The following is a 19,458-nucleotide window of genomic DNA, read 5'->3' as shown; positions in this document are numbered from 1 at the left end:
GACAGCAGCTAACCCCAGCCACCACACACAACAACGACTGAAAGGAAACGGCTTACCACCTGCACCAATACCGCCACCCGCCAACCGAGGGAAGGTTCGCGGGCACATCGGCGATCCTTCAAGACAACACCACCCACAAACCACAACAAGGTACGCGGGGATCCCTGACCACGGCTAATGCGCCACAAAATGCAGCGGGGTGTACCGGGACTCTTGAGCCCTTAAAGGAGAAACCCGCCACCCAGATGCAACGGCAGTGACAGTAAGGCCGGGTTTAAGCCCTTAAAGAACGAGACCCGCCAACCGAAAGATTAACGGGATACCCGTGGTGTGTGACAACAAGTCGACCGTGCGATGCCCCACCGCAGCGAAACACTTTCAAGCTAGTTCTCGAAAGCAATCGACCTGAAGCAGGAGCGGCCGAGAACTTTACTGCCCGCTATCCCGGCTATCCACACCGCCTGCGGATGACAAATGCGCACTCGCGGGCTGTGCAGCCGGCGGGTGGCTGGGAGGTGCGGCGCTAAAAGCTAGGCATCCACCGGCGGGCCTCCCGGAGTCAGCTCAAGGATGCCCGCACCCACAAGATAGGTTGCTAGATCATTCAAATCAGCTTCCTCCCCGTTGTCGTCATAACCATCCATGACGTACTCAATGACCGCGTCGCCATCCTCGAGAACTTCCGCAATCACGTACTCCTCTGCCTCCCCAAAGGCGGCAATCTGCGAGCCACGGGCCGAAGTAAAGTCCTTAACGGAATCGCTTAGCCCAACGCTTTCTGTATCGCGAATCGCATCCGCGTTCTCTGTGTACTGAGCCACGAACTCCCTGTCCGGGCCATAAATACAAGAGATCGTCGGAACCCACTGCACGTCCAAGCCCAGATAGTCCGACTGCCCAAAGAAAGACGTGTCCTCATAGCACTCGTCCGAAAGCCCAATAAGCGGTTCGGGCACCGGAGCAGATACCTCGGAGGCTCGGATACTGTCGACATCATCAGCGTCGTATGTACTATTCCAATACGTGTCATCAGAAGCCGCGACGTTTCGTGGTGCTTCGTCGAAGTCGGCTGCGACATCCTTGAAGAAGGAAACCGCAGCAAAGATTGCGACGGCTGCGATAATAGCGAGTACAAGGATTACTGCCAGTACAATCCACAGCACCTTCTTCGAGCTCGACTTCTTTTCCGGCGGCTGCGGCATTGCCGGTCCGCTGGCGTTAGGCCCTTGATTCTGATTGTTAAATCCAGGTGCTGCTTGGTTGTGCGCTGGGTGGCCTTGCTGTGGGTTCTGTCCAAATCCACCGGGCGGTTGTTGCGGGTTAGCGAAAGGGTTCGTCATGCCGATCAATCTAACAGAGAACCACGTCACAATATTGTGAAAAATCCAGGATGCGAGGCCCGTTCCCCGTCATAGCTTTTCGATCTGACGGTGCAGCGCATTAGACTGCCATCCGATGAGTACTTTCGCCGATCTCGGCCTCCCCCGCGATGTTGTCCGTGTTCTAGATAAGCAGGGCATCACGACCCCCTTCCCTATCCAAGAAGCCGCGATCCCCGACACCCTCTCCGGCAAGGACGTCCTCGGCCGCGGCCCCACCGGTTCGGGGAAAACCTTTACGTTCGGTCTTCCTATGTTGTCCCGGCTGGCAAAATCTGGTGTTTCCCGCCCCGCGCACCCACGTGGGCTCGTTCTGGCACCAACACGCGAGTTGGCAACCCAGATCCAGCAGCGCCTGGAAGAACCAGCAGCTGCCCTCGGCCTGCGTGTGCTTGCGGTAGTCGGAGGCGTCAACATCAACAACCACATTCGCTCACTCGCGCGCCCGGTCGACCTGCTCGTTGCTACACCGGGGCGAGCACAGGATCTGATCGACCAGGGCAAGCTTTTCTTCGACCACGTCGCTATCACTGCCCTCGACGAGGCCGACCAGATGGCGGACATGGGGTTTCTCCCCCAAGTGCGCAAACTACTTAAGCTCACCCCACCAGACGGCCAACGCCTACTCTTCTCCGCCACCCTCGACGGTGAAGTCAACAAGCTGGTCCAGCAGTTCATGCACGAGCCCGTAACTCACTCCACCGCGCCTGTCGAGGCCGCCGTGGACACGATGGAACACCACCTGATATATATCGGCACGCGTGAGGCGCGCAACGACGTCGTCCTGCGCCTAGGTGCACGCAAAGGCAAGACCATCATGTTCATGCGCACTAAGCACGGCGTCGACAGGCAAGCCAAAAAGCTCCGCAGAGTCGGTATCAATGCGCTGCCCCTCCACGGCGATAAGGGCCAGGGCTCACGGACAAAGGCTATAGAGGGCTTCGCCGACGGCAGCGTTCCTGTGCTCGTCGCCACCGACATCGCCGCGCGGGGAATCGACATCGCGGACGTTTCCCTCGTCGTCCACGTTGACCCGCCCGCGGAACACAAGGCCTACCTGCACCGTTCCGGCCGCACGGCGCGCGGTGGAGATTCAGGCACCGTTGTCACGCTCGTCACTGATGAACAGCGCGACGAGGTGGCTAAACTCATCGCGAAAGCGGGGGTCAAACACACCGACCTCGACATCAGCGACCGCGCCAACCCTGCCAGCAGTCCTGAGCTTGCCCAGATGACCGGTGCACGCAAGCCAAAGGGCGAACCGCTCGGCCCACCACACCAGCAACCATCTAAGAAGCAGACATCGCGTCAGCGGGCGGGCACCCAAGGCCAGCGCCACCGTAGCTCGCGCCGCCGACGGGGCAACGCAGGTCAACGATGATTCTGCAGACCACAGACTGGCAAGCTCGAATGCGCAAGCATGAGGAATCAGCAGATGAGTTCCTCAAGCGCTTTCGGCACCCTGGTTCCTACCACCCTGTCTACGACTTTCTCTTCGAATACTACCCTGTTCGCCCTTCGCATCTGCGGCGTTGGCACCCAGGGGTAGGCATCACCCTGGCAGGGGATGCTCCACACAGCGACTGGCGCTACTACCACCGCACTGCTGAGGGAATTGCGGTAGACACCGAGGCCTTCCTCGAGCGCCGCGGCGGTACCGTGCGCTACATCCTTGACCTACTGGAAAAGACCACACGCAACCCCACCCAATTTGATTGTTTTGGGCTGCATGAATGGGCCATGGTCTACCGCACTGATGCTCCTCGCCATGACCTGCCGTTGCGGTTAGGGGCGGAGGGGACGAATGAGGTCGTCGACAAGCACCGCATCAAGTGCACCCATTACGATGCCTTCCGTTTCTTTACGGAGCCCGCGCGTCCGCTCAATCTCACGGTGCTGAACCGCGAAGACCAGCCGGAAAACGACCAAGCAGGGTGCGTCCATGTGAGCATGGATCTCTATAAGTGGGCGTGGAAATTGGGGCCGCTGGTGCCGGGTGAGTTGTTTCTTGACACCTTCCGTCTGGCCGTCGCCGCACGCACGCTCGATATGGAGGCCTCTCCCTACGATTGTCGAGAATGGGGCTTTGGTGTCGTTCCTATCGAAACGCCCGAGGGAAAGTCGGAGTACGTGCGACGCCAACGCGCGCTTGCCGACGCCTCCGAGCCACTCCGCGCGCGGCTTGTCTCCCAAATTAGAGCAGCGCTGAGCGCTACAATGAGAGACCATTGATGTGACCCATCGGGACGCATTGCGCGGCCCCGAGACCTCAGCGCGGAAGGAAAAAGATGGCTCGGCACTCGGATGGAAAAAATAACTACGCATTTGCACCGTGGGTCATCATCGTGGCCGTCCTGGCGGTGTTGGCGCTGGCCATCGGCGGTTTCTTCCTTTTCCGAGAGGGAGATTCCTCAAAATCTGAAACAGAGGCTGCGGACACAACCGCTGAGACTTCCACTGAGGAAGCCCCCACCAGCACTGCGGCCAAGACTCCGGAATCCGCCACGTCTTCGGAATCAGAGCAGCCTTCTTCGGCCGCGCCCAGCTCGGAAGACAAGGCCCCTGAAGATGTCGCGCCAAATACGCTGTTCCTGCTCGATACATCCGACAGCCTTGCTCCGTACTTCGATGCTGTCACTCAGGGCGTGGCGGAGGCGGCAACGGCGGTCGGCGCGAAGGGAAGCCAAGTGGCTCTCTGGAACTATTCCTCCCCCATTTCCGCAACAGCCATCGTGGGCTTCCGTCAAAATGTTGCTTACGGCGACGCCGAGAACGTCGCCTTTGCCGTGGGGCAGTTCGGCACCGGCGGTGTACCACAAACACGCAGCGCCGTCGTTGCGGCACTCGATAACGCCACGGATCAAACAGCTGGTAGTGGCGAAAACACTCGCGTCGTGCTGATTACCACTGGGACCCAACAGGATATGGATGACGCAAGCTTTGCGGAGGCAGCCAAGAACGCTCGCGGTGAAGGCGTTAGTTTGAGTGTGGTCCATATCGGTGATGGCGAAAAGGACACAGAGTTGGAAAAACTCGCAGACGATTATTCCACTGTCTCGAATCCTTCCAATGCACAAGAAAGCATCGCGAGCGCCGCTGGGGCGTAATAATTTAGGTACGCACCTGGAGGATGCGCGGCCTTGCTTGAAGCGACGGTGTGCGGGCACGTAAAACCGTCATGTGGGTGCAGGGCTGCAGAGAAGAAAAGCCGCCGCATCCTCAACAGCACTGACGTGAGCTGCAGTGCGCAGGAGGAGGAGCGGCGGCGGCTTCCTGTGGTAGGCGTTTTAGGAGGTCTTGCGCTTGCGGCGAGCGGCCAGCTCGTCGAGGCCAATGACAACGTCGATGTCTTCTTCCTCTACAACACGCTCGGCTGGGAAGGAAGTAATGGTACCAGAGAGTTCCTTGAGAATACCCGGCACAGCGATGCCGAACACGCCTTGGCCGCCGGCCAGCAGGTCGATAACTTCGTCGTTAGACCGGCACTCGTAGACCGTGGTGCCGTCCGACACCAAGGTGAGCTCAGCAAGATCGTTGACACCACGGTCGCGCAAAGACTCCACGGCGAGGCGGATGTTCTGGAGGGAGATTCCGGTATCCAGAAGGCGCTTGACAATCTTCAGGACCAGCACGTCTTTAAAGGAGTACAAGCGCTGGGAACCGGAACCGCGGGCAGTACGGATCGAGGGCTTAACCAAGTCGGTGCGCGCCCAGTAGTCCAGCTGGCGATAGGTGATTCCAGCTACCTGACACGCGATGGGAACGCGGTAGCCCAGCTCCTCATCAGGCCCTACATCGAAGAGAGATTCCTGAACGTAGGTGTTGGCGGCAATCTCGTCGAGCGGCAGGGCGCTGGACTCAGTACGATTATTCTTACTGCTCACGTAATTACTCCAGTGATACTTGAGGGGAGTTCTATTTTTCTATTAAAGGACACGTCAGCGACGGCGTCAAGGGTCGTCATCGGTGAACCTCTAGTAGAACTTTAGACTTTTTGATTCACTTTGTCATCATTAGTCACACGCGTGTCATTAAAAAATTTCAGTGACAGCACGAGAAAAGCGGCGCCCGTAAGGGCGCCGCTCTGTCCATCAAAGGTCGGTTTAGAACATAAGTCCGCTATTGAACCACGCGGAACCTAGGCTCCTCACAGTGAAGGAGTTAGTCCTCCCCTTCCTCTCCTCCGAGCAAGTCCTCCTCCGATATGCCAGAATCACGCATCATCTGCTCGAAGCCATCATCTTCCTGCGTTTTCTGCTGAGCAGCTCGCTCTTGAAAGTCGCGCATGCGCTTCTCTGGAAAGGTTTCCGGGGATTCCGCCTCGCGCTCTAGGTCGTAATACTCTTTAAGGTCCTCGTCGCTAATGTAGATGGCCACCTCGTCGAGCACATCCTTTTCAAAATGGATGGGTAGCCCATAGTGGTCTGCCAGGACGAGTGCATCGGACAGACGGGCATCATGCTCTTCGCCGGTTCCGTCCACAAGATCAACCATGAAAACGCCTTTGCGGTACTCGGAGACGCAGATGTGCTCGATGCCATCGAGCTGGTCCGCGAAGGCGATGAGCAGCTCGTAGGTACTTGGCCGCGCGTTGAAATGGCGCTCGAGGACTTGCAGCACGCGCGCCCCATCAATCGGTGAGACCCACACTGGCACGTGCCGGTCCGCCTCTTCCCAGTAGAAAAGAGCGCACAGATTGTTTTCGGGTCCGACGGGATGGATTCCTAAAAATTTCAGTACTTCAGTAGTCATGGGACCCACTTTTACACACTTTTCTTGCACATGGTTCTCGGGCCAGCTAGGCAGCGTAAAGATACTCGGAGTGGCACGAGAAGGCGACACGAAGCCTGGGTTAGGCCACATTCCATCGCGAGCCAGGCATCAGGTTTTAAGGCCGGAATTCGTCGCGAAGCTCGGTCTTGACCAACGTCCCGTGGAGCGATAAAACCAGGGCCGCCATCTGCTGTGACAGTTCCTCCGCCTGTTGCGGGGCGGTATCAGACTTCGAATGCGCGACCGGCGTTGCCACCTGCGAAATCATGTCCGCCTGGCGTCGGGCAGCATTGCGCAGCGATTTCAACTGCCGAGCCTCGAGCCCAAAGGACTCCAGCGCCACGGCCGCGGAGACAATGGACACGTCATCCGTGTCGAAGAAGCCCGCCGGATCCGGCTTGATCAGGCCCACCGAGACCAGTTTCGCGATGTTTTCCTGCGTTGTTCCGGCTTGGTCGGCCACGTCGGCGTCGGTAAGCCGGGTAACTACCGGCGCACGTAGCTGCTCAGCGCTGATAAGGGCCTCAGCCTGGGAGGAGACAATAGCGGTCACCTGCCCCGAGTCCATCGCATCCAGTTGTTCCCGAATGACCTTGAGCGGCGTGTAGTGATCACGCTGCGCAGTCAGAATGTAGCGCAGGCGGTCCAAGTCTTTTTGGTAATAGCGACGGTAGCCCTTTGCGGTGCGCTCCGGAGTAATCAGCCCCTCAGACTCCAAGAAGCGAATCTTCGACACCGTCACGTCCGGAAATTGCTTCTGAACGTGCTTCAGCGTTACGCCAATAGACATGGGCTTCTGCTTAGCAGGCTTGGTCTTCTTGGCCACGGAAGACGCTGCTGCGGCAGCGGCGGTGGACTTCTGCGCACTCACGATAGGACTACTACTGCTTTCTACACGGTTTCACTTGGACACAGCGGGAACGTGGGCAGGGTGCGAAATAAACCTACTCCCCTCGCACCCGTTAGTTCCTGCTAACTAGAACTGCTTTATTGAGGGGCAATAAAAACCAGGCGGAACTTACCGATCTGGATTTCATCGCCTACTTCCAGCACCTGCGCATTGCGCGGCTCACGGTTGACGTAAGTGCCGTTGAGCGATCCGACATCGACAACCTCAAATTGGCCGTCTTTGGAGCGGAACTCGGCATGGCGGCGGGACACCGTGACATCATCAAGGAAGATGTCTGCTTCTGGGTGGCGTCCGGCGGTAGTGGTCGGCTGATCCAGCAGGAAGCGTGCGCCAGCGTTGGGACCGCGCTTTACGACGAGCAGCGCCTGGCCCTCTGCCAGGTTCTCAGCGCCGGCAACGGAGGCGTCAGAACCCGCCGCGGTGCCGTTTTCCATCTCCTTGAGAAGATCAGCGCGGAAGACAGAAGTAGTCTCTGCCTGCGGTTCCGGCGTTCCGGTATTCTCGCTCATTTTTACCTCCGAAGGGTCGGATCGATGTTGACTCATTCCATATTAGCGACTCCGCTGTCCGCGCGAGTCACCTCTGGCGCATTTACATTAGCGGAAAATGTTTCCTATGCCCTTGAGCACGGAATTTCCGCCCCCAGATAGTGGGTTATCAGAGACCATATAAGTCCACGTGGCGCTCGGTCGAGACAGCCCATGATCCTCGAGGTGGGCACCCTCAGAATCAATAAGCACAGTCTTAAAAGTATCTAGAGCATCATCAACTGCCCGCTGCGCCAAGTCCTTAAATTCACGCACCGCGATGCGGTGGTATTCGTCGATGGGCGTCTCGCGGGCGATGGCGCGCAAGTGGATGGATTCACGAACGTCATCCATCAGCTCTAGGTGGTCGGCCCACGCCAAATCTAGGTGGTACAGCATAATCTCGCGGGCAGCCCGCTCACGAGCTTCCGCGGGGACGTCGCCAAGCTCGGCTGCGCGTTCGGGCGCCCGTTCAGCCAACTCCTGCCAGGCTTGATCAGTGTCGAGCAACTTGGCACGGCGCTCATCGATAATGATGCGTTGGTCCGCGAGCAGCTGGTTGTACTTCCAGGTTTGCGCGTGAATCTCCAGCAGTTGCCCTTCCGTCACGCGTTGGCAGTGTGCAATGAAGTCCCGGACGCGCTTGGAATCGATGAGCCCATCGGCATCGGGGCGCGCGGACAAGGATTCATCTTCACCGCCCTGTTTGACCACGTCATCCTCCAAGGAAACGAAAAAGAGCGACATGCCCGGATCTCCTTGGCGGCCTGCACGCCCGCGCAACTGGTTATCCAAACGGGAGGAGCGGTGCCGCGAGGTGCCGAGCACTGCCAAACCGCCCTTTTCAACAACGGCTTCACGGTCAGACTCATCCGCGCCGCCCAGCTTGATATCGGTGCCGCGGCCCGCCATCTGGGTAGACACAGTCACTCGCCCCACGTCGCCTGCTTCCGCAACGATGCGCGCCTCGTCCTCATCATTTTTTGCGTTGAGGACGTTGACCGTAATCCCCTGTTCACGTAGGGCTTCGGCGAGGTCTTCTGATTCAGCAACATCGTGGGTACCCACGAGTACCGGCTGGCCAGTGCTATTGATTGCCACGATTTCATTGACGATGGCACGGGATTTTTCATCCACGGAGGCATAAATGCGGTCAGGTTCGTCGAAGCGCTGCAGTTCCTTGTTACGGTCGATGACCGAGACGTGCAGGTCATAGAACTGACGCAGTTGGTCTGTTGCCTCCACTGCGGTTCCGGTCATGCCGCACACCAGCGGATAGCGCCGCATGAGCTCCTGGAGCGTAATGGTGTCGAGGATGCGCCCTCCTTCTGACACCTCTAGGCCTTCCTTGGCCTCCACCGCGGCCTGGAGGCCATCCGGCCAGCGCTGCAGTTCCGCTACGCGGCCGCGGGAGGCGTCGATAAGCTGCAGTTTTCCGTCCGTGATGATGTAGTGAATATCGCGGATAAGCAATGCCTTAGCGTGCAGCGCTAAGTTAACTTTGACCAGCACGGAGCCGATGTTCTCCTCCGAGTAGAGCGAGTCGAGTCCCAATTCGTGCTCCACACGCGCCGCGCCCTCGTCGGTGAGCGCTACCGTGCGCCCATCCTCCGCAATAACGTAGTCCTGCTCCTCTCGCAGCCGGGACACCACGTTGGTGATGTGGCCCGTAGATTCCTCACCGGGGCGATTTCCGGCGAGGACGAGGGGGACGAGGGCTTCGTCGACAAGCACAGAATCCGCTTCATCCACCAACGCCACATCCGCGCGCGCTTGCACCGTTTGCTCGCGGGACGTGATCTGGTTATCCCGTAGCACATCGAAACCGAGCTCATTGACTGGTGCATAGATGATGTCGGATAAGTAAGCCGCGCGGCGTTCTTCCGGGCCGAGCTTCTCCGTTACCGGGGCCACCGTGAGTCCAAAGAACTCCACGAGCGGGCGCATCCATTCAGCGTCGCGCGCTGCTAGATAATTGTTCACTGTCACCAGGTGCACGCGCTTGCCGGTCAGCGCAAAACCCGTCGCGGCCATGGCTCCCACCAGCGTCTTTCCCTCACCAGTGGCCATCTGGATAACGTCGCCTTCAAGAAGACGCAGCACAGCTTGGGACTGGACAGTAAAGGGACGCATGCCAAGCTTGCGTTCGCTGGCCACGGCTAGGGCTGCGAGGAAGCGGGATTTATCCGCGATCTTGCCGTCCTTCACGCACTCCCGTGCGGTGGCGGCAACCTCTGCATCCGACAGGTTCGCGATATCCTCTACCGCGGAATCTGCGGCCGTCACAACGGCTTTCGACTTCTTGTTGTTGCGTTCGGACTGCGCGCCCATTGCCTTCCAGAACCAATCGAATGCGCCCATGAGCACTCCTCCATCCTTGTGCGTCATACAGGTCTTCTATCGACTCTAGTCAACCCCGGTTCGCAGGCGTGCGTTCGCCCTTATATCCTTATGGTCATGCAATCCGTGAACGTGTCGCTCCCCTCCAGCACCGGTACCACGATGGCCGGAACCATCGACTTCCCTGACTCCCCTCCGCAAGCCTTCGCCATCTTCGCGCACTGCTTTGCCGGCTCGCGCCATACCCCGGGCGCTGCCCGCGTGAGCAAACAGCTGACTAACTTTGGCATCGCTACCCTGCGCTTTGATTTTCCTGGCCTAGGCCAATCCGAAGGAAATTTTGCGGACACATGTTTCAGCCAGAATGTTGCCGATATCCAGGCCGCCGCTGACTGGCTAGCACAGAACTATTCCGCACCGCAGCTACTCATGGGCCATTCACTGGGCGGGGCTGCCGCTCTGGCCGCGGCCAACAACATTCGCTCCCTCAAGGCCGTGGCCACCATCGGCGCCCCCTTCGATCCTGCACACTCCGTGCTGCACTACGCCGACAAGATCGGCGAGGTCGACGCCAACGGTGAAGTCGAGGTCACCCTTGGAGGCCGGGCGCTGACCATTTCGCGTCTCTTCCTCGAAGACCTTGCTGAGACCAACCCGGAGGACTATCTTCCGCGTCTGCGCAAGCCCCTCATGGTGCTGCATTCCCCCATTGATCAAACGGTGGGCATTGATAACGCGCAAAATATTTTCCGGACCACGCGTTATCCCAAGTCCCTCGTCGCCTTGGATAAGGCCGATCACCTGGTGACTAAGCAGGGCGCGGCAGCCCGTGCCGCCGACCTCATCGGGGCGTGGGCGGAGCAGTTTATTGTTCCGGAGAACCTTCCCACCCCAGTTGCTGAGGACTCAGCGCTTGCAATCCCGGCAGTTGGAACCAGGATGGGCGTCGTCGTGCGCCACAATGACCGATCGGTGAGCGCTGACCGCACGAAAAAGAACGGCGGCAAAGGCCAAGGTTTCACCGCGGAAGGCCTTCTTATGTCCGCTGTGGCTGCGGCAAGCACCCAGGCCATCAAAGAAGCGGGCAAGGCGCAGAAAATCGACGCGAAGGTACTCGAAGCGGTATCTGTAAGGGTTAGCCAAGAATCCGAATCTCGTCTCACACGTACGGTGACGCTTCCTGCTTCTCTGAGTGCCGATCAACAACGCGCGCTTGCCGACGCCGCCGCTTCCACCACCATCGACTCCCTCCTCGCTGTGGACATCGCCACCGCCGTGGCAACCACTGCAGAATAAGCCGCCCATGGTTGTTCTTAACCCACTTGATCCTGCCGCCCGCTGCCCCTGCGGTACCGGCCTAAGCTTCGGCGAGTGCTGCTCGCGCTACCATGCCGGCACACCCGCCCCCTCAGCGGAGGCCCTGATGCGCTCGCGTTTCAGCGCTTTCGTCACCGGCGACGAGGATTATTTGCTGCGCACCTGGGACCCCGAAACCCGCCCGGAGCGCCTCGACCTCGCCGAAACCGGCATTCGCTTTTATCGCCTCGACATTATCGACACCGTCGCGGGCGGCCCCTTGGACCAGACCGGCATCGTTGAATTCGAGGCTTTCTATAAGGGAGCTGCCAAGGGCTCTCAACGGGAGCGCTCCTCTTTTCGCCGCCAAGGCGGGCAGTGGGTCTATTCCACCGGAGAGTTTTAGAGCCTTTAAAACAGAGGTTGAGCTGGGATTTGTCGAAGCGAATACCGTTGGTGTAATCTGTAGCAGTTGCACGAAATAGTGCGACGGCGGACTATGGCGCAGTTTGGTAGCGCACTACACTGGGGGTGTAGGGGTCGCAGGTTCAAATCCTGTTAGTCCGACAGTATTACGGCTGGTCAGAGCGATTCTGGTCAGCCTTTTCTCACGTTTTCCTTTCCCATCCTGAGGTGGACTAGCCGGCTAGTCCACCGTAACTCAGAACTTCAAAGTGCCTAATGTGTCGTCGCCAAGCAGCGCTGCCCCTATGTTTCTCCCCCTCATGGGCTAAAGAGCGTTTCTAACTAGGGCTATAACCTGGGTTGAGGCACTATTACAATTCATGGAATTGTTGTTGACCTACCTCGCTGTGGTGTTTGGCTGCGGCCTCATCGCGTGGGCAGTGCGCCTGCCTCCACTTATTGGATTTCTCGCCGCTGGCTTTGCGCTCAACGCCGGCGGAGTCGAGCATGTCGAAGCATTAAATCTATTCGCGGACATTGGCGTTACTCTCATGCTTTTCGCAATCGGGTTACGCCTCGATCTCAGGGCCTTAACTGATAAAGCTGTGTGGCTGACAGCCAGCGCACATGTACTCGTGATGACTCTGCTCGGAGCGGGCTTCATTACAGCACTCGGGGCTCTTGGTGTATTTGGGCCTACGAGCTTTTCGGTAGCTGTCAACATCGCCCTGGTACTGAGCTTCTCAAGCACCATCGTGGTCTTAAAAATCCTGCAGGACCGCGGCGATGAACAAGCCCTGTACGGAAATATCTGTATTGGCGTACTCATTATGCAGGACATCATCGCTGTTGCCTTCATGAGCATTCTCCGCGGGGAGCCGCCCAGCTTGACTGCCCTCTTGCTTGTACTCATCGTGCCGCTACTGGCATTGACAACGCGCCGCTGGTACAAGCTCGGCCACGGTGAGCTGGGCGCACTATTCGGCATCGTGATGGCCCTTCTGCCTGGTTATGCTCTTTTCGAATGGGTCGGACTCTCGGGCAGTCTGGGTGCTCTCATCATGGGCGTGGTTCTCTCTCGCTCCCCTGGTGCGGAACAACTCAGCCATTCACTGTTCACACTCAAAGAATTGCTGCTGGTTGGCTTCTTCGTCAACATCGGCTTCCTGGGCCTCCCGACGTGGCAGCACCTCCTTGACGCCAGCCTGCTCCTAATGCTTTTGCCTGTCCAGGGAATCGCCTACTGGGCCATCCTGTGGACACTAGGGCTGCGCAACCGTACTTCCGTCCTCGCGTCTTTGCTCCTGGCCAATTATTCCGAATTCGCGTTAATCATTGCTGCCCTCGGGGTGGAAGACGGCTGGCTGAATCAGCGCTGGCTACTTTCATTGGTTCTCGCAGTGTCCTTGAGCTTCGTCATCTCCGCCATTTTCAACCCACAGAGCGTCTCGCGGGCCACGCACGTGGCCAAACGCTTACCTACGCGCCCACCGCACAAGATTCACCCGGAAGATCGTCCGATCGAGCTGGGGGATGCCCATGCTTTGGTCCTTGGGGTCGGCCGCCTAGGACTTTCCTGTTACAAGGAGCTCACAGAGGTCTATGGCGCGAAAGTCTTAGGCGTGGAGCATGATCCAGCCCGGGTGCGCCACCTCCAAGAGCGCGGCTTCAATGTCGTGGAAGGCGATGCCACCGATGTCGACTTCTGGGAGCGTGTCAAGGACAGTCACCACATTGACATGATCATGCTTGCTATGCCCGCCCAGCACGCGAACGTCGACGCAGTCAAGGAGATCTTCGCCTCCGATATCAACCCCGAGGAATGCACCATTAGCTCGGTGGCAATGTACCGCGAGGACGTAGAAGACCTCGAGGAACTCGGGCTTAACGTCGTGGTGCATCTGCAGGACGGTGCAGGCGAATCACTGGCCGAACGGACCTTCACCGAAAACCAGATGCGGCGCCTGCGCCTGGCTGGTGAGCTCTAGGTCTACGACGGCATCGGAGCGGCGCCTTCCCACCCCGGCGGGCTTTCTCCTCCTCCGGCCACACAAATGCACCTAGAAACTACGCATATCTCACCCGCCACAAAGTAACTTCACACGGAAGAACTAAGAAGAAAAATCTCCGCTTCCCCTTAAGGAAGTGGAGATTAGCCGTGATAAGCGTTGCGGCCAACTAGGAACGCTGCACCGTCACGAGAGTGAAACTAGTTTGCCATACCGCTAAGGCTTCGCATGATACCGCCAAATTCGATATCCATATACTGCGTGAGGACTTCAAAAATGAAGTCCGAGTCATAACCACGCAATGGACCCTTTGTGCTCAACATGGAAAGACCATGAGCACCCGCCCATACCGAAATAACTAGGGTGAAAAGCACCCACGGGGTGCGTGGTCCATCAACCTCATCGATAACCTCGCGCACAAGAGACATAATGAAGCCAAAAGCTCGTCCAAACTCGCTAAAGTCGCGCTCGAGCTCGACCGCTTTGTTTGCATTCGGGAGGAAATTATCTTCGAATGACATGGGGACGATTGGCCCAGATGCAATCTTGATCAGCGTATCGAAACCTTGTGGGTCATACAGGGCATGTGAGACATACCCATAACCTGTGGCCTTAATCTTGGATACGGCACTAGCATCTTCAGGCAATGCAGCCACCTGACGGTAAATGAACTCATAGTTGATCTTGTCCAGATAGCGCTCAAGATAGTTAGCTAGTTCCTTATCACTTTCAAACAGGTGTTCAGCCTCTTGAACGCTGAGGCCTGCTCGATTCGCAGCTCCGCCGATGTACAGTCCGGTTACACCACGATCAAGAATCTCCTCGACAGCACCCCGAAGCAGCGCTGAACGCTGCTCTTCTTCTGTCGTGCGTGGAAGATCCTTAGCCTTTGTCAAAAGCGCTTCCGGCTGCTCCCCCACCAATCCATAAGGAATGGTGCGTTCAATTCGCTCACCCCTAAAAAATGGGTAAAGACCAACGCTGAGAGTATCCATAACAGCACTAAACGTCTGCTTCTTGGCTGCTGGCGAAAGGTAACGCAAGATTCCTTCAGCAGCGAGCTGCGTTACGCCGTGCAAATGCGAGAAGATAGACAACGCTGAAAGCAGAGTCCCCTTTGCATCGACCTCTCGGCCGCCGGATTCCCTTATAGCGTCTTCAGTCAGCTCAAAAAGCATCCGCATTATAGGGCACGTCTCGGCGCGCCCGCCTCGGTCACCAAAATCTTCCGCCTTCAGCCCCACCTGCGGCGTTGCGTGGACCGCAGTAAATGCTGCGAAGGCGGAAGGATCCTCAACCGCAAAAGAGAAATACGACAGAGCTGTGGCCCGGAGCTTGTCCACTGCAGTTGCGTTTTCAGGTAAGCGTTCTAGATGTAAATCAACTACTGAGGTCAATGCTTCATTGAGCGAATGCTTAGTAGCTTCAACAAGCTCAGCCTCAGATGCAAACAGTGCCCGTGCTTCCCCAAAAGGCACATCGACTTGATCTGCAACCTCCCGCAGGCGGACTTCATCAATACCCGCCTTGGCAATGACCCGGCCGGCTTGCTCAATAAGTAGCTGCCGAGAGGGGCGGTTACCGTGTTCCACATCTACTGAAGTAATCACGGTCATTAGCCTACCCAGGAATAGGTCAATTCTAATTCCATAAACGCAAGATAGGAAACTTTATAGAATATTCTCAGTTTCCTTCCTGGCCGCATCAGTCCGCAACTGAACCAAAACAGGTTGAACTATACATTAGTGTAAAACTTATACAGTCCTGCCCACTTTGTGGACAGGACTTTTTAGACTACTGGGCATGCCCTAGTCGCCCAAGGCTACCATGCCGGAGAGGCGGCTAGTCTTTACTTCTGCTCATCGCCCTCGGGAGCCTCAGCACCCTGGTTGCCGATACGTTCATCAAGCTGGTCACGCACAGAGTCAATCTTATCTGCCTTGTCCTCGCCCAGCTTTCCCTTAGCCAAGTCTGCACCCTTGTCCAGTGCGCTATCCGAAATCTGCTCACCCTTATCGGTGTTCAGCGCATCCTTTGCCTTGTCAAAAATACCCATTTCTACAGTCCTTCCTTTGCTTTACTGTTTCTAACAGTGCTGGCTTCCAACACCCGAAGGCACCTACACCAGAGCCGTGTTCACTATTGCGTGAAGCCTCCTTAGACTCCCCACGCAACGAACAGATGCTCTACGGTCGCTGCCTTCGGCGTGCGCGCCGACACACCCCCACCGTACCGACGCCCTGAGTTCTTCGCCACAGCGTTTATAAATTAACGCTGTCAACAGCGCATGGCAGTTTTGGAAAACTAGATTCTAAGAGTTTTAAGTATCTCTATAATGCCCCACCCCCACCATCTACCCCTTTTCGTTCAACAACTTGGTACGTGCCATCACCCTCTCATTTGTGAACGCCTGTACTCTAAGACACAATCCTTTTGTGCTCTTTTCCCTCTTTGCCGCGGGAAACGAGTAAAGGGCCCGATGTTCAACGCCCCCCTTGGTCCTTAATCTCTATAACCAACACACTAATCGCCACGATGTCTTCGTCTCATTCCTCCCCTGATTGCCTTCCTGCCACGCGCCCTCGCGTCACCGCACCATCCCCCGTAGAGCGCGCTTCCACCGATGTGGGGTCGGTTTTGGGCTTGTATGGCCGGGCAAGGAACAAGCTGCTGCGCTGGCCAAAGAAGACTCTGTGAGCAAGCGAAAGCTCATCAGCGGCCGGGGTTCTTCCCCTAACAGTGTTAGCGTGGCAGATAATCTAGCTGCACTGAATGACTTTATTGAGCGGGGTATGCGCGCGGACATCATCTACATCGATCCGCCGTACAACACTGGTAAAGACTTTGTCTATCGTGACAACTTCCGACAGCGCCGCGATATGCGCTCAGAGCATTTTGGGCAGTGGCATGCAGAATGGCTTTCCATGATGCTGCCACGCTTAATCCTGGCGCGTGAGGTGCTTGCTGACGCAGGCTTCATCCTCGTGTCAATCGGCGAATCAGAATCGGCCCATCTACGCCTCCTTCTGAATGAAGTTTTTGGTGAAGATTGCTTTGCTGGCCAACTCATTTGGAAGAAGGGCGGGACTGGCAAGAATGACTCGAAGTATGCCGTACTAGAACATGAATACATCTTGTGTTACGCCAAGTCCCCAGCAAATCCTGGGTTCAATGTGGATGTAGAGGCGCAGACCTCGACCCGCTACAACCACAGTGACGAGAAGGGCAACTACTCCTTAGTCCGATTGGACTCTAAAACTTTGGGCTACCTACCCAGTCTGGACTTCCCCATCGTCGCCCCCGACGGCCGCGAGTACTGGCCCCATCAACCAGAAGGAAAATCAAAGGTAGCTCGCTGGCGATGGGGCAAGGACAAGGTTGCTGAACACTACGAAGAATTGGTGTTCAGGCGTGGTTTTGTCTACACCAAAAACTATGAAAAGAAGGGTGCACGACCTCGTTCCATCCTGGATGGGCAGCGATTCGGAGTCACACGCACAGGCCGTCGCGATGCCGAAGAAGCTCTCGGCATCACAGGTGTCTTCGACTTCCCTAAACCCGTACGGCTTCTCAAGCACCTCATTGCCATCGCCGGTGGGCCAGACGCGGTAGTCCTTGATTTTTTCGCTGGCTCGGGGACAACCGCTCAAGCCGTCGTCGAGCTCAACCGCGAGGACGGTGGCCATCGCTCTTTCCATTTGGTGCAGATTCCCGCCCCCACAGAGGCCTCCAGTGCGGCGCGCCAAGCAGGCTTCGACACGGTTGCAGATATCTGTCTCGCACGAGTTCGCTCACTCGATGTGCCCTTTGACCACTTCACCCTGGACTAGCAAAACCGCGCAGTAACGCCCCCTAGGCCACGCCGTGCTCTTCGGTGCCTTCTGGGCGCCCGGGGATGCCAAAGAAATCCAGTACTGCATCGGTGGCGAATCCTTGTCCGACTTCGATTTTCGTGTCATTGTTTCCGCCCGGCCATACGTGAGATCCGCCTTCGATGCGGATGTGCTGTAGCGGTGCTTCACAGGCAGTCCAGGTCTCTCTAGTGGCACCGTTTGTCAGGCGCACGGAATCGACGTCCCCTCGACAGTCATTGCGCCGCTGATCCTGCCCGAGCACCTCTGCTACTGAAGAATAGGCAGTATCGTGGCGCACTCCGCCTTCGTAATTAACTACGGGATCTTTTGTACCGTGGATATCCAAACGGCCGACAGGTTTATCCAAACAATTGGTATGGATTCCTTCGTAATATGCCGCCGAAACTGTCGCTACAGATCGAAAGGTGCCCGGCATCCGGCAGGCCAGGAAGGCTGCGAACCCCCCGCCGTTGGACAGACCTGCGGCATAGATGGCGTTATCGTCCACCTCGTAAGTAGAACGCAGACTATCCACGAGAGAGCGAACGAATTCTAGGTCTTCTTCAGCGCTAGTAGCAGCGTAGGGGGCTGGCGCCCACGCGGCCTTCTCCCCCGCTGGGTAGGCAACGATGGCGTGAGCGGCATTGAATTGGGTGTACTGCTCCATATTCTCCGGAGAATCTGTATACCCGTGGAAAGATAGCAGCACCGGCCAGGAACGCTCAGGCGTGTAGTTTTCAGGCACATGGAGAAGGAAGCTCCGACCAGAGGCCAACCGAACTTTCTTCGTGTGTCCAGGCTCCGGGCCGACCAGCATAGGAGCTAGTGGGATACCGAGATCATTTGTCCACTCTGCTGGGGAGGTTGACGTAGGTGCTTCCTCTTCAGGCGAGCTGCACGACGCCAACGCCATGACAGTTGCCGCGACGGCGACAGACCCAGCGAGCGCACGCAACCGGCGCAGCCGCGTTGCGGAATCTTCGCCCATCATTCCCCTCGCCACATTCATTATCGGAAAATATCCTCGTCCACCTTAAAACATCCCACCAACATCCACGAACCTGCAGCACCACGGTAAGTTTGAGGGCATCATGAGCTCTTTGCCTTCCGACCCATCCGATTCCTTGGGCGTACCCTCTCCGCACCCACTACCCGAGCATTACCCCAGCTACCGGCACGCATCCGGAAAAGAATCTCCTAACTTCGGCACTGCTCAACAGCGGGTGCATTCTGCCCGAGCTTTCCAACAAGGAGCCGACGTCTACCACGATGCTCGTCCTGGATATCCGCCGGAAGTATCGCAACTTATTTCCTCTGCACACACCGTCCTCGACGTTGGGGCAGGAACCGGCAAACTGACCGAGTCACTGCACAATCCTGTCGTCTACGCCAGCGATCCTTCCCCTGATATGGCACGAGTATTGGTACGCCTGGGGATTCCCTGCTGGCGCGCCACCGCTGAGAACACAGCTGCGGATACCGCCTCCCTCGACGCCATCACCTGTGCTCAAACCTGGCACTGGGTCGATGTCGATCGAGCTTGTGCGGAATTTGACCGAGTGCTCCGCCCAGGGGGAAAAGTGCTTTTGGTGTGGAATACTCTAGACGTTCACGCTGACCCATGGATCCTCCGGCTCTCCCGCATCATGCATTCAGGTGATATCCACCGTCCCGGTTTCTATCCCGCTTTGAGCGATCCGTGGACGCTCCGTGAGGAGCTTCGCTTAACGTGGGAACACGAGCTGTGCCCCGAAGATCTGCATGCACTCATGCATACTCGCTCATACTGGCTTCGCAATGGAGCGAAAATCCATGAACGCATGACGCACAACCTCAACTGGTACCTCTACGAGCACATGGGGTTTAGCCCCGGACAAGCGCTGAGCATCCCGTACCGTACGGATGTATTCTTGTTGGGCCGCCATGGCGAGTAGTTCCGCCATGGCCAGGAGCGGGCCTTCGGCA

Annotated in this window: 17 protein-coding genes and 1 tRNA gene; 9 read left to right on the top strand and 9 right to left on the bottom strand. The window is 57.4% G+C overall.

Going from position 1 to position 19,458, the window contains the following annotated elements; translation table 11 throughout:
• Positions 1 to 530: 530 nt before the first annotated feature.
• Complete coding sequence (locus tag HMPREF2943_RS12040; RefSeq protein WP_246817318.1) at positions 531 to 1,340, bottom strand: hypothetical protein; 810 nt, start codon at positions 1,338 to 1,340, stop codon at positions 531 to 533.
• 115 nt (positions 1,341 to 1,455) lie between these two features.
• Between HMPREF2943_RS12040 and HMPREF2943_RS12035 the strand changes: the two genes are divergently transcribed.
• The 3 genes from HMPREF2943_RS12035 to HMPREF2943_RS12025 are packed head-to-tail and all read left to right on the top strand — an operon-like array spanning position 1,456 to position 4,486.
• The gene (locus HMPREF2943_RS12035; RefSeq protein ID WP_070711860.1) at positions 1,456 to 2,760 is read left to right on the top strand and encodes a DEAD/DEAH box helicase; all 1,305 of its coding nucleotides are present in this window, start codon (positions 1,456 to 1,458) and stop codon (positions 2,758 to 2,760) included.
• Entirely contained in the window at positions 2,757 to 3,611 is an 855-nt protein-coding gene (locus tag HMPREF2943_RS12030) for a 3-methyladenine DNA glycosylase (protein ID WP_070711857.1), read from the top strand. Before HMPREF2943_RS12035 ends, HMPREF2943_RS12030 begins: the two co-directional genes overlap by 4 nt.
• Before the next feature lie 56 nt (positions 3,612 to 3,667).
• Positions 3,668 to 4,486 carry a vWA domain-containing protein gene (locus HMPREF2943_RS12025; protein WP_070711852.1) on the top strand — a complete coding sequence of 273 codons (819 nt, stop codon included), beginning with the start codon at positions 3,668 to 3,670 and terminating at the stop codon, positions 4,484 to 4,486.
• A 180-nt stretch (positions 4,487 to 4,666) separates the two neighbouring features.
• Here the strand turns inward: HMPREF2943_RS12025 and HMPREF2943_RS12020 are convergent, their stop codons facing one another.
• From HMPREF2943_RS12020 to secA2, 5 genes are all read right to left on the bottom strand, one after another.
• Positions 4,667 to 5,227, bottom strand: coding sequence for a MerR family transcriptional regulator (locus tag HMPREF2943_RS12020; protein ID WP_168160900.1), 561 nt, complete (start codon positions 5,225 to 5,227; stop codon positions 4,667 to 4,669).
• 313 nt (positions 5,228 to 5,540) lie between these two features.
• Positions 5,541 to 6,131: a bifunctional nuclease domain-containing protein gene (locus tag HMPREF2943_RS12015; protein ID WP_070445145.1), complete on the bottom strand. Its 591-nt coding sequence runs from the start codon at positions 6,129 to 6,131 to the stop codon at positions 5,541 to 5,543.
• Positions 6,132 to 6,267: 136 nt separating this feature from the next.
• Positions 6,268 to 7,023: a transcriptional regulator FtsR gene (locus HMPREF2943_RS12010; RefSeq protein ID WP_010186535.1), complete on the bottom strand. Its 756-nt coding sequence runs from the start codon at positions 7,021 to 7,023 to the stop codon at positions 6,268 to 6,270.
• 116 nt (positions 7,024 to 7,139) lie between these two features.
• Positions 7,140 to 7,571 (bottom strand): oxoglutarate dehydrogenase inhibitor Odhl, encoded by a 432-nt coding sequence (odhI, locus tag HMPREF2943_RS12005; RefSeq protein WP_070445142.1) that lies wholly within the window; start codon positions 7,569 to 7,571, stop codon positions 7,140 to 7,142.
• Between the two features lie 87 nt (positions 7,572 to 7,658).
• Positions 7,659 to 9,950, bottom strand: coding sequence for an accessory Sec system translocase SecA2 (secA2, locus tag HMPREF2943_RS12000; RefSeq protein ID WP_070711870.1), 2,292 nt, complete (start codon positions 9,948 to 9,950; stop codon positions 7,659 to 7,661).
• A 96-nt stretch (positions 9,951 to 10,046) separates the two neighbouring features.
• Between secA2 and HMPREF2943_RS11995 the strand changes: the two genes are divergently transcribed.
• The 4 genes from HMPREF2943_RS11995 to HMPREF2943_RS11980 all read left to right on the top strand — a co-directional run bounded on the left by HMPREF2943_RS11995 (position 10,047) and on the right by HMPREF2943_RS11980 (position 13,618).
• Entirely contained in the window at positions 10,047 to 11,225 is a 1,179-nt protein-coding gene (locus HMPREF2943_RS11995) for a bifunctional alpha/beta hydrolase/OsmC family protein (protein WP_210386007.1), read from the top strand.
• A gap of 7 nt (positions 11,226 to 11,232) precedes the next feature.
• Positions 11,233 to 11,631 (top strand): YchJ family protein, encoded by a 399-nt coding sequence (locus tag HMPREF2943_RS11990; protein WP_070644630.1) that lies wholly within the window; start codon positions 11,233 to 11,235, stop codon positions 11,629 to 11,631.
• Between the two features lie 87 nt (positions 11,632 to 11,718).
• Positions 11,719 to 11,792 (top strand) — tRNA-Pro (locus tag HMPREF2943_RS11985).
• 218 nt (positions 11,793 to 12,010) lie between these two features.
• Positions 12,011 to 13,618, top strand: a complete 1,608-nt coding sequence (locus tag HMPREF2943_RS11980) for a cation:proton antiporter family protein (protein WP_070445130.1) — start codon at positions 12,011 to 12,013, stop codon at positions 13,616 to 13,618.
• 221 nt (positions 13,619 to 13,839) lie between these two features.
• Here HMPREF2943_RS11980 and HMPREF2943_RS11975 read toward each other — a convergent pair whose 3' ends face one another.
• The gene (locus HMPREF2943_RS11975) at positions 13,840 to 15,255 is read right to left on the bottom strand and encodes a TetR/AcrR family transcriptional regulator (RefSeq protein WP_246815726.1); all 1,416 of its coding nucleotides are present in this window, start codon (positions 15,253 to 15,255) and stop codon (positions 13,840 to 13,842) included.
• Between the two features lie 233 nt (positions 15,256 to 15,488).
• Positions 15,489 to 15,695, bottom strand: coding sequence for an antitoxin (locus tag HMPREF2943_RS11970; protein ID WP_070445127.1), 207 nt, complete (start codon positions 15,693 to 15,695; stop codon positions 15,489 to 15,491).
• A 691-nt stretch (positions 15,696 to 16,386) separates the two neighbouring features.
• Between HMPREF2943_RS11970 and HMPREF2943_RS11965 the strand changes: the two genes are divergently transcribed.
• Positions 16,387 to 17,469, top strand: coding sequence for a site-specific DNA-methyltransferase (locus tag HMPREF2943_RS11965; protein WP_236659420.1), 1,083 nt, complete (start codon positions 16,387 to 16,389; stop codon positions 17,467 to 17,469).
• 22 nt (positions 17,470 to 17,491) lie between these two features.
• On the opposite strand, the gene HMPREF2943_RS11960 is transcribed toward HMPREF2943_RS11965, so the two are convergent.
• Positions 17,492 to 18,502 carry a CE1 family esterase gene (locus tag HMPREF2943_RS11960; protein WP_236659268.1) on the bottom strand — a complete coding sequence of 337 codons (1,011 nt, stop codon included), beginning with the start codon at positions 18,500 to 18,502 and terminating at the stop codon, positions 17,492 to 17,494.
• 82 nt (positions 18,503 to 18,584) lie between these two features.
• On the opposite strand from HMPREF2943_RS11960, the gene HMPREF2943_RS12320 reads away from it, so the two are divergent.
• Positions 18,585 to 19,427 carry a class I SAM-dependent methyltransferase gene (locus tag HMPREF2943_RS12320; protein WP_083315688.1) on the top strand — a complete coding sequence of 281 codons (843 nt, stop codon included), beginning with the start codon at positions 18,585 to 18,587 and terminating at the stop codon, positions 19,425 to 19,427.
• Positions 19,428 to 19,458: the final 31 nt, after the last annotated feature.

It is taken from the genome of Corynebacterium sp. HMSC072D12 (genome assembly GCF_001813925.1).
Classification (GTDB): Bacteria; Actinomycetota; Actinomycetes; order Mycobacteriales; family Mycobacteriaceae; genus Corynebacterium; species Corynebacterium aurimucosum.
Note: the sequence above shows the minus strand (reverse complement) of the source record. Positions and strands in the feature narration are given on the sequence as shown.

Bases quoted from the DNA above. Each gene is read 5' to 3' on its own strand.
- HMPREF2943_RS11995 (WP_210386007.1), top strand. From the start codon at position 10,047: ATGCAATCCGTGAACGTGTCGCTCCCCTCCAGCACCGGTACCACGATG.
- HMPREF2943_RS12015 (WP_070445145.1), bottom strand. From the start codon at position 6,131: ATGACTACTGAAGTACTGAAATTTTTAGGAATCCATCCCGTCGGACCC.
- HMPREF2943_RS11975 (WP_246815726.1), bottom strand. From the start codon at position 15,255: ATGACCGTGATTACTTCAGTAGATGTGGAACACGGTAACCGCCCCTCT.
- HMPREF2943_RS11960 (WP_236659268.1), bottom strand. From the start codon at position 18,502: ATGAATGTGGCGAGGGGAATGATGGGCGAAGATTCCGCAACGCGGCTG.
- HMPREF2943_RS12025 (WP_070711852.1), top strand. From the start codon at position 3,668: ATGGCTCGGCACTCGGATGGAAAAAATAACTACGCATTTGCACCGTGG.
- HMPREF2943_RS12030 (WP_070711857.1), top strand. From the start codon at position 2,757: ATGATTCTGCAGACCACAGACTGGCAAGCTCGAATGCGCAAGCATGAG.
- HMPREF2943_RS12040 (WP_246817318.1), bottom strand. From the start codon at position 1,340: ATGACGAACCCTTTCGCTAACCCGCAACAACCGCCCGGTGGATTTGGA.
- HMPREF2943_RS12035 (WP_070711860.1), top strand. From the start codon at position 1,456: ATGAGTACTTTCGCCGATCTCGGCCTCCCCCGCGATGTTGTCCGTGTT.
- HMPREF2943_RS12320 (WP_083315688.1), top strand. From the start codon at position 18,585: ATGAGCTCTTTGCCTTCCGACCCATCCGATTCCTTGGGCGTACCCTCT.
- odhI (WP_070445142.1), bottom strand. From the start codon at position 7,571: ATGAGCGAGAATACCGGAACGCCGGAACCGCAGGCAGAGACTACTTCT.
- HMPREF2943_RS11970 (WP_070445127.1), bottom strand. From the start codon at position 15,695: ATGGGTATTTTTGACAAGGCAAAGGATGCGCTGAACACCGATAAGGGT.
- HMPREF2943_RS11980 (WP_070445130.1), top strand. From the start codon at position 12,011: ATGGAATTGTTGTTGACCTACCTCGCTGTGGTGTTTGGCTGCGGCCTC.
- secA2 (WP_070711870.1), bottom strand. From the start codon at position 9,950: ATGGGCGCATTCGATTGGTTCTGGAAGGCAATGGGCGCGCAGTCCGAA.
- HMPREF2943_RS11990 (WP_070644630.1), top strand. From the start codon at position 11,233: ATGGTTGTTCTTAACCCACTTGATCCTGCCGCCCGCTGCCCCTGCGGT.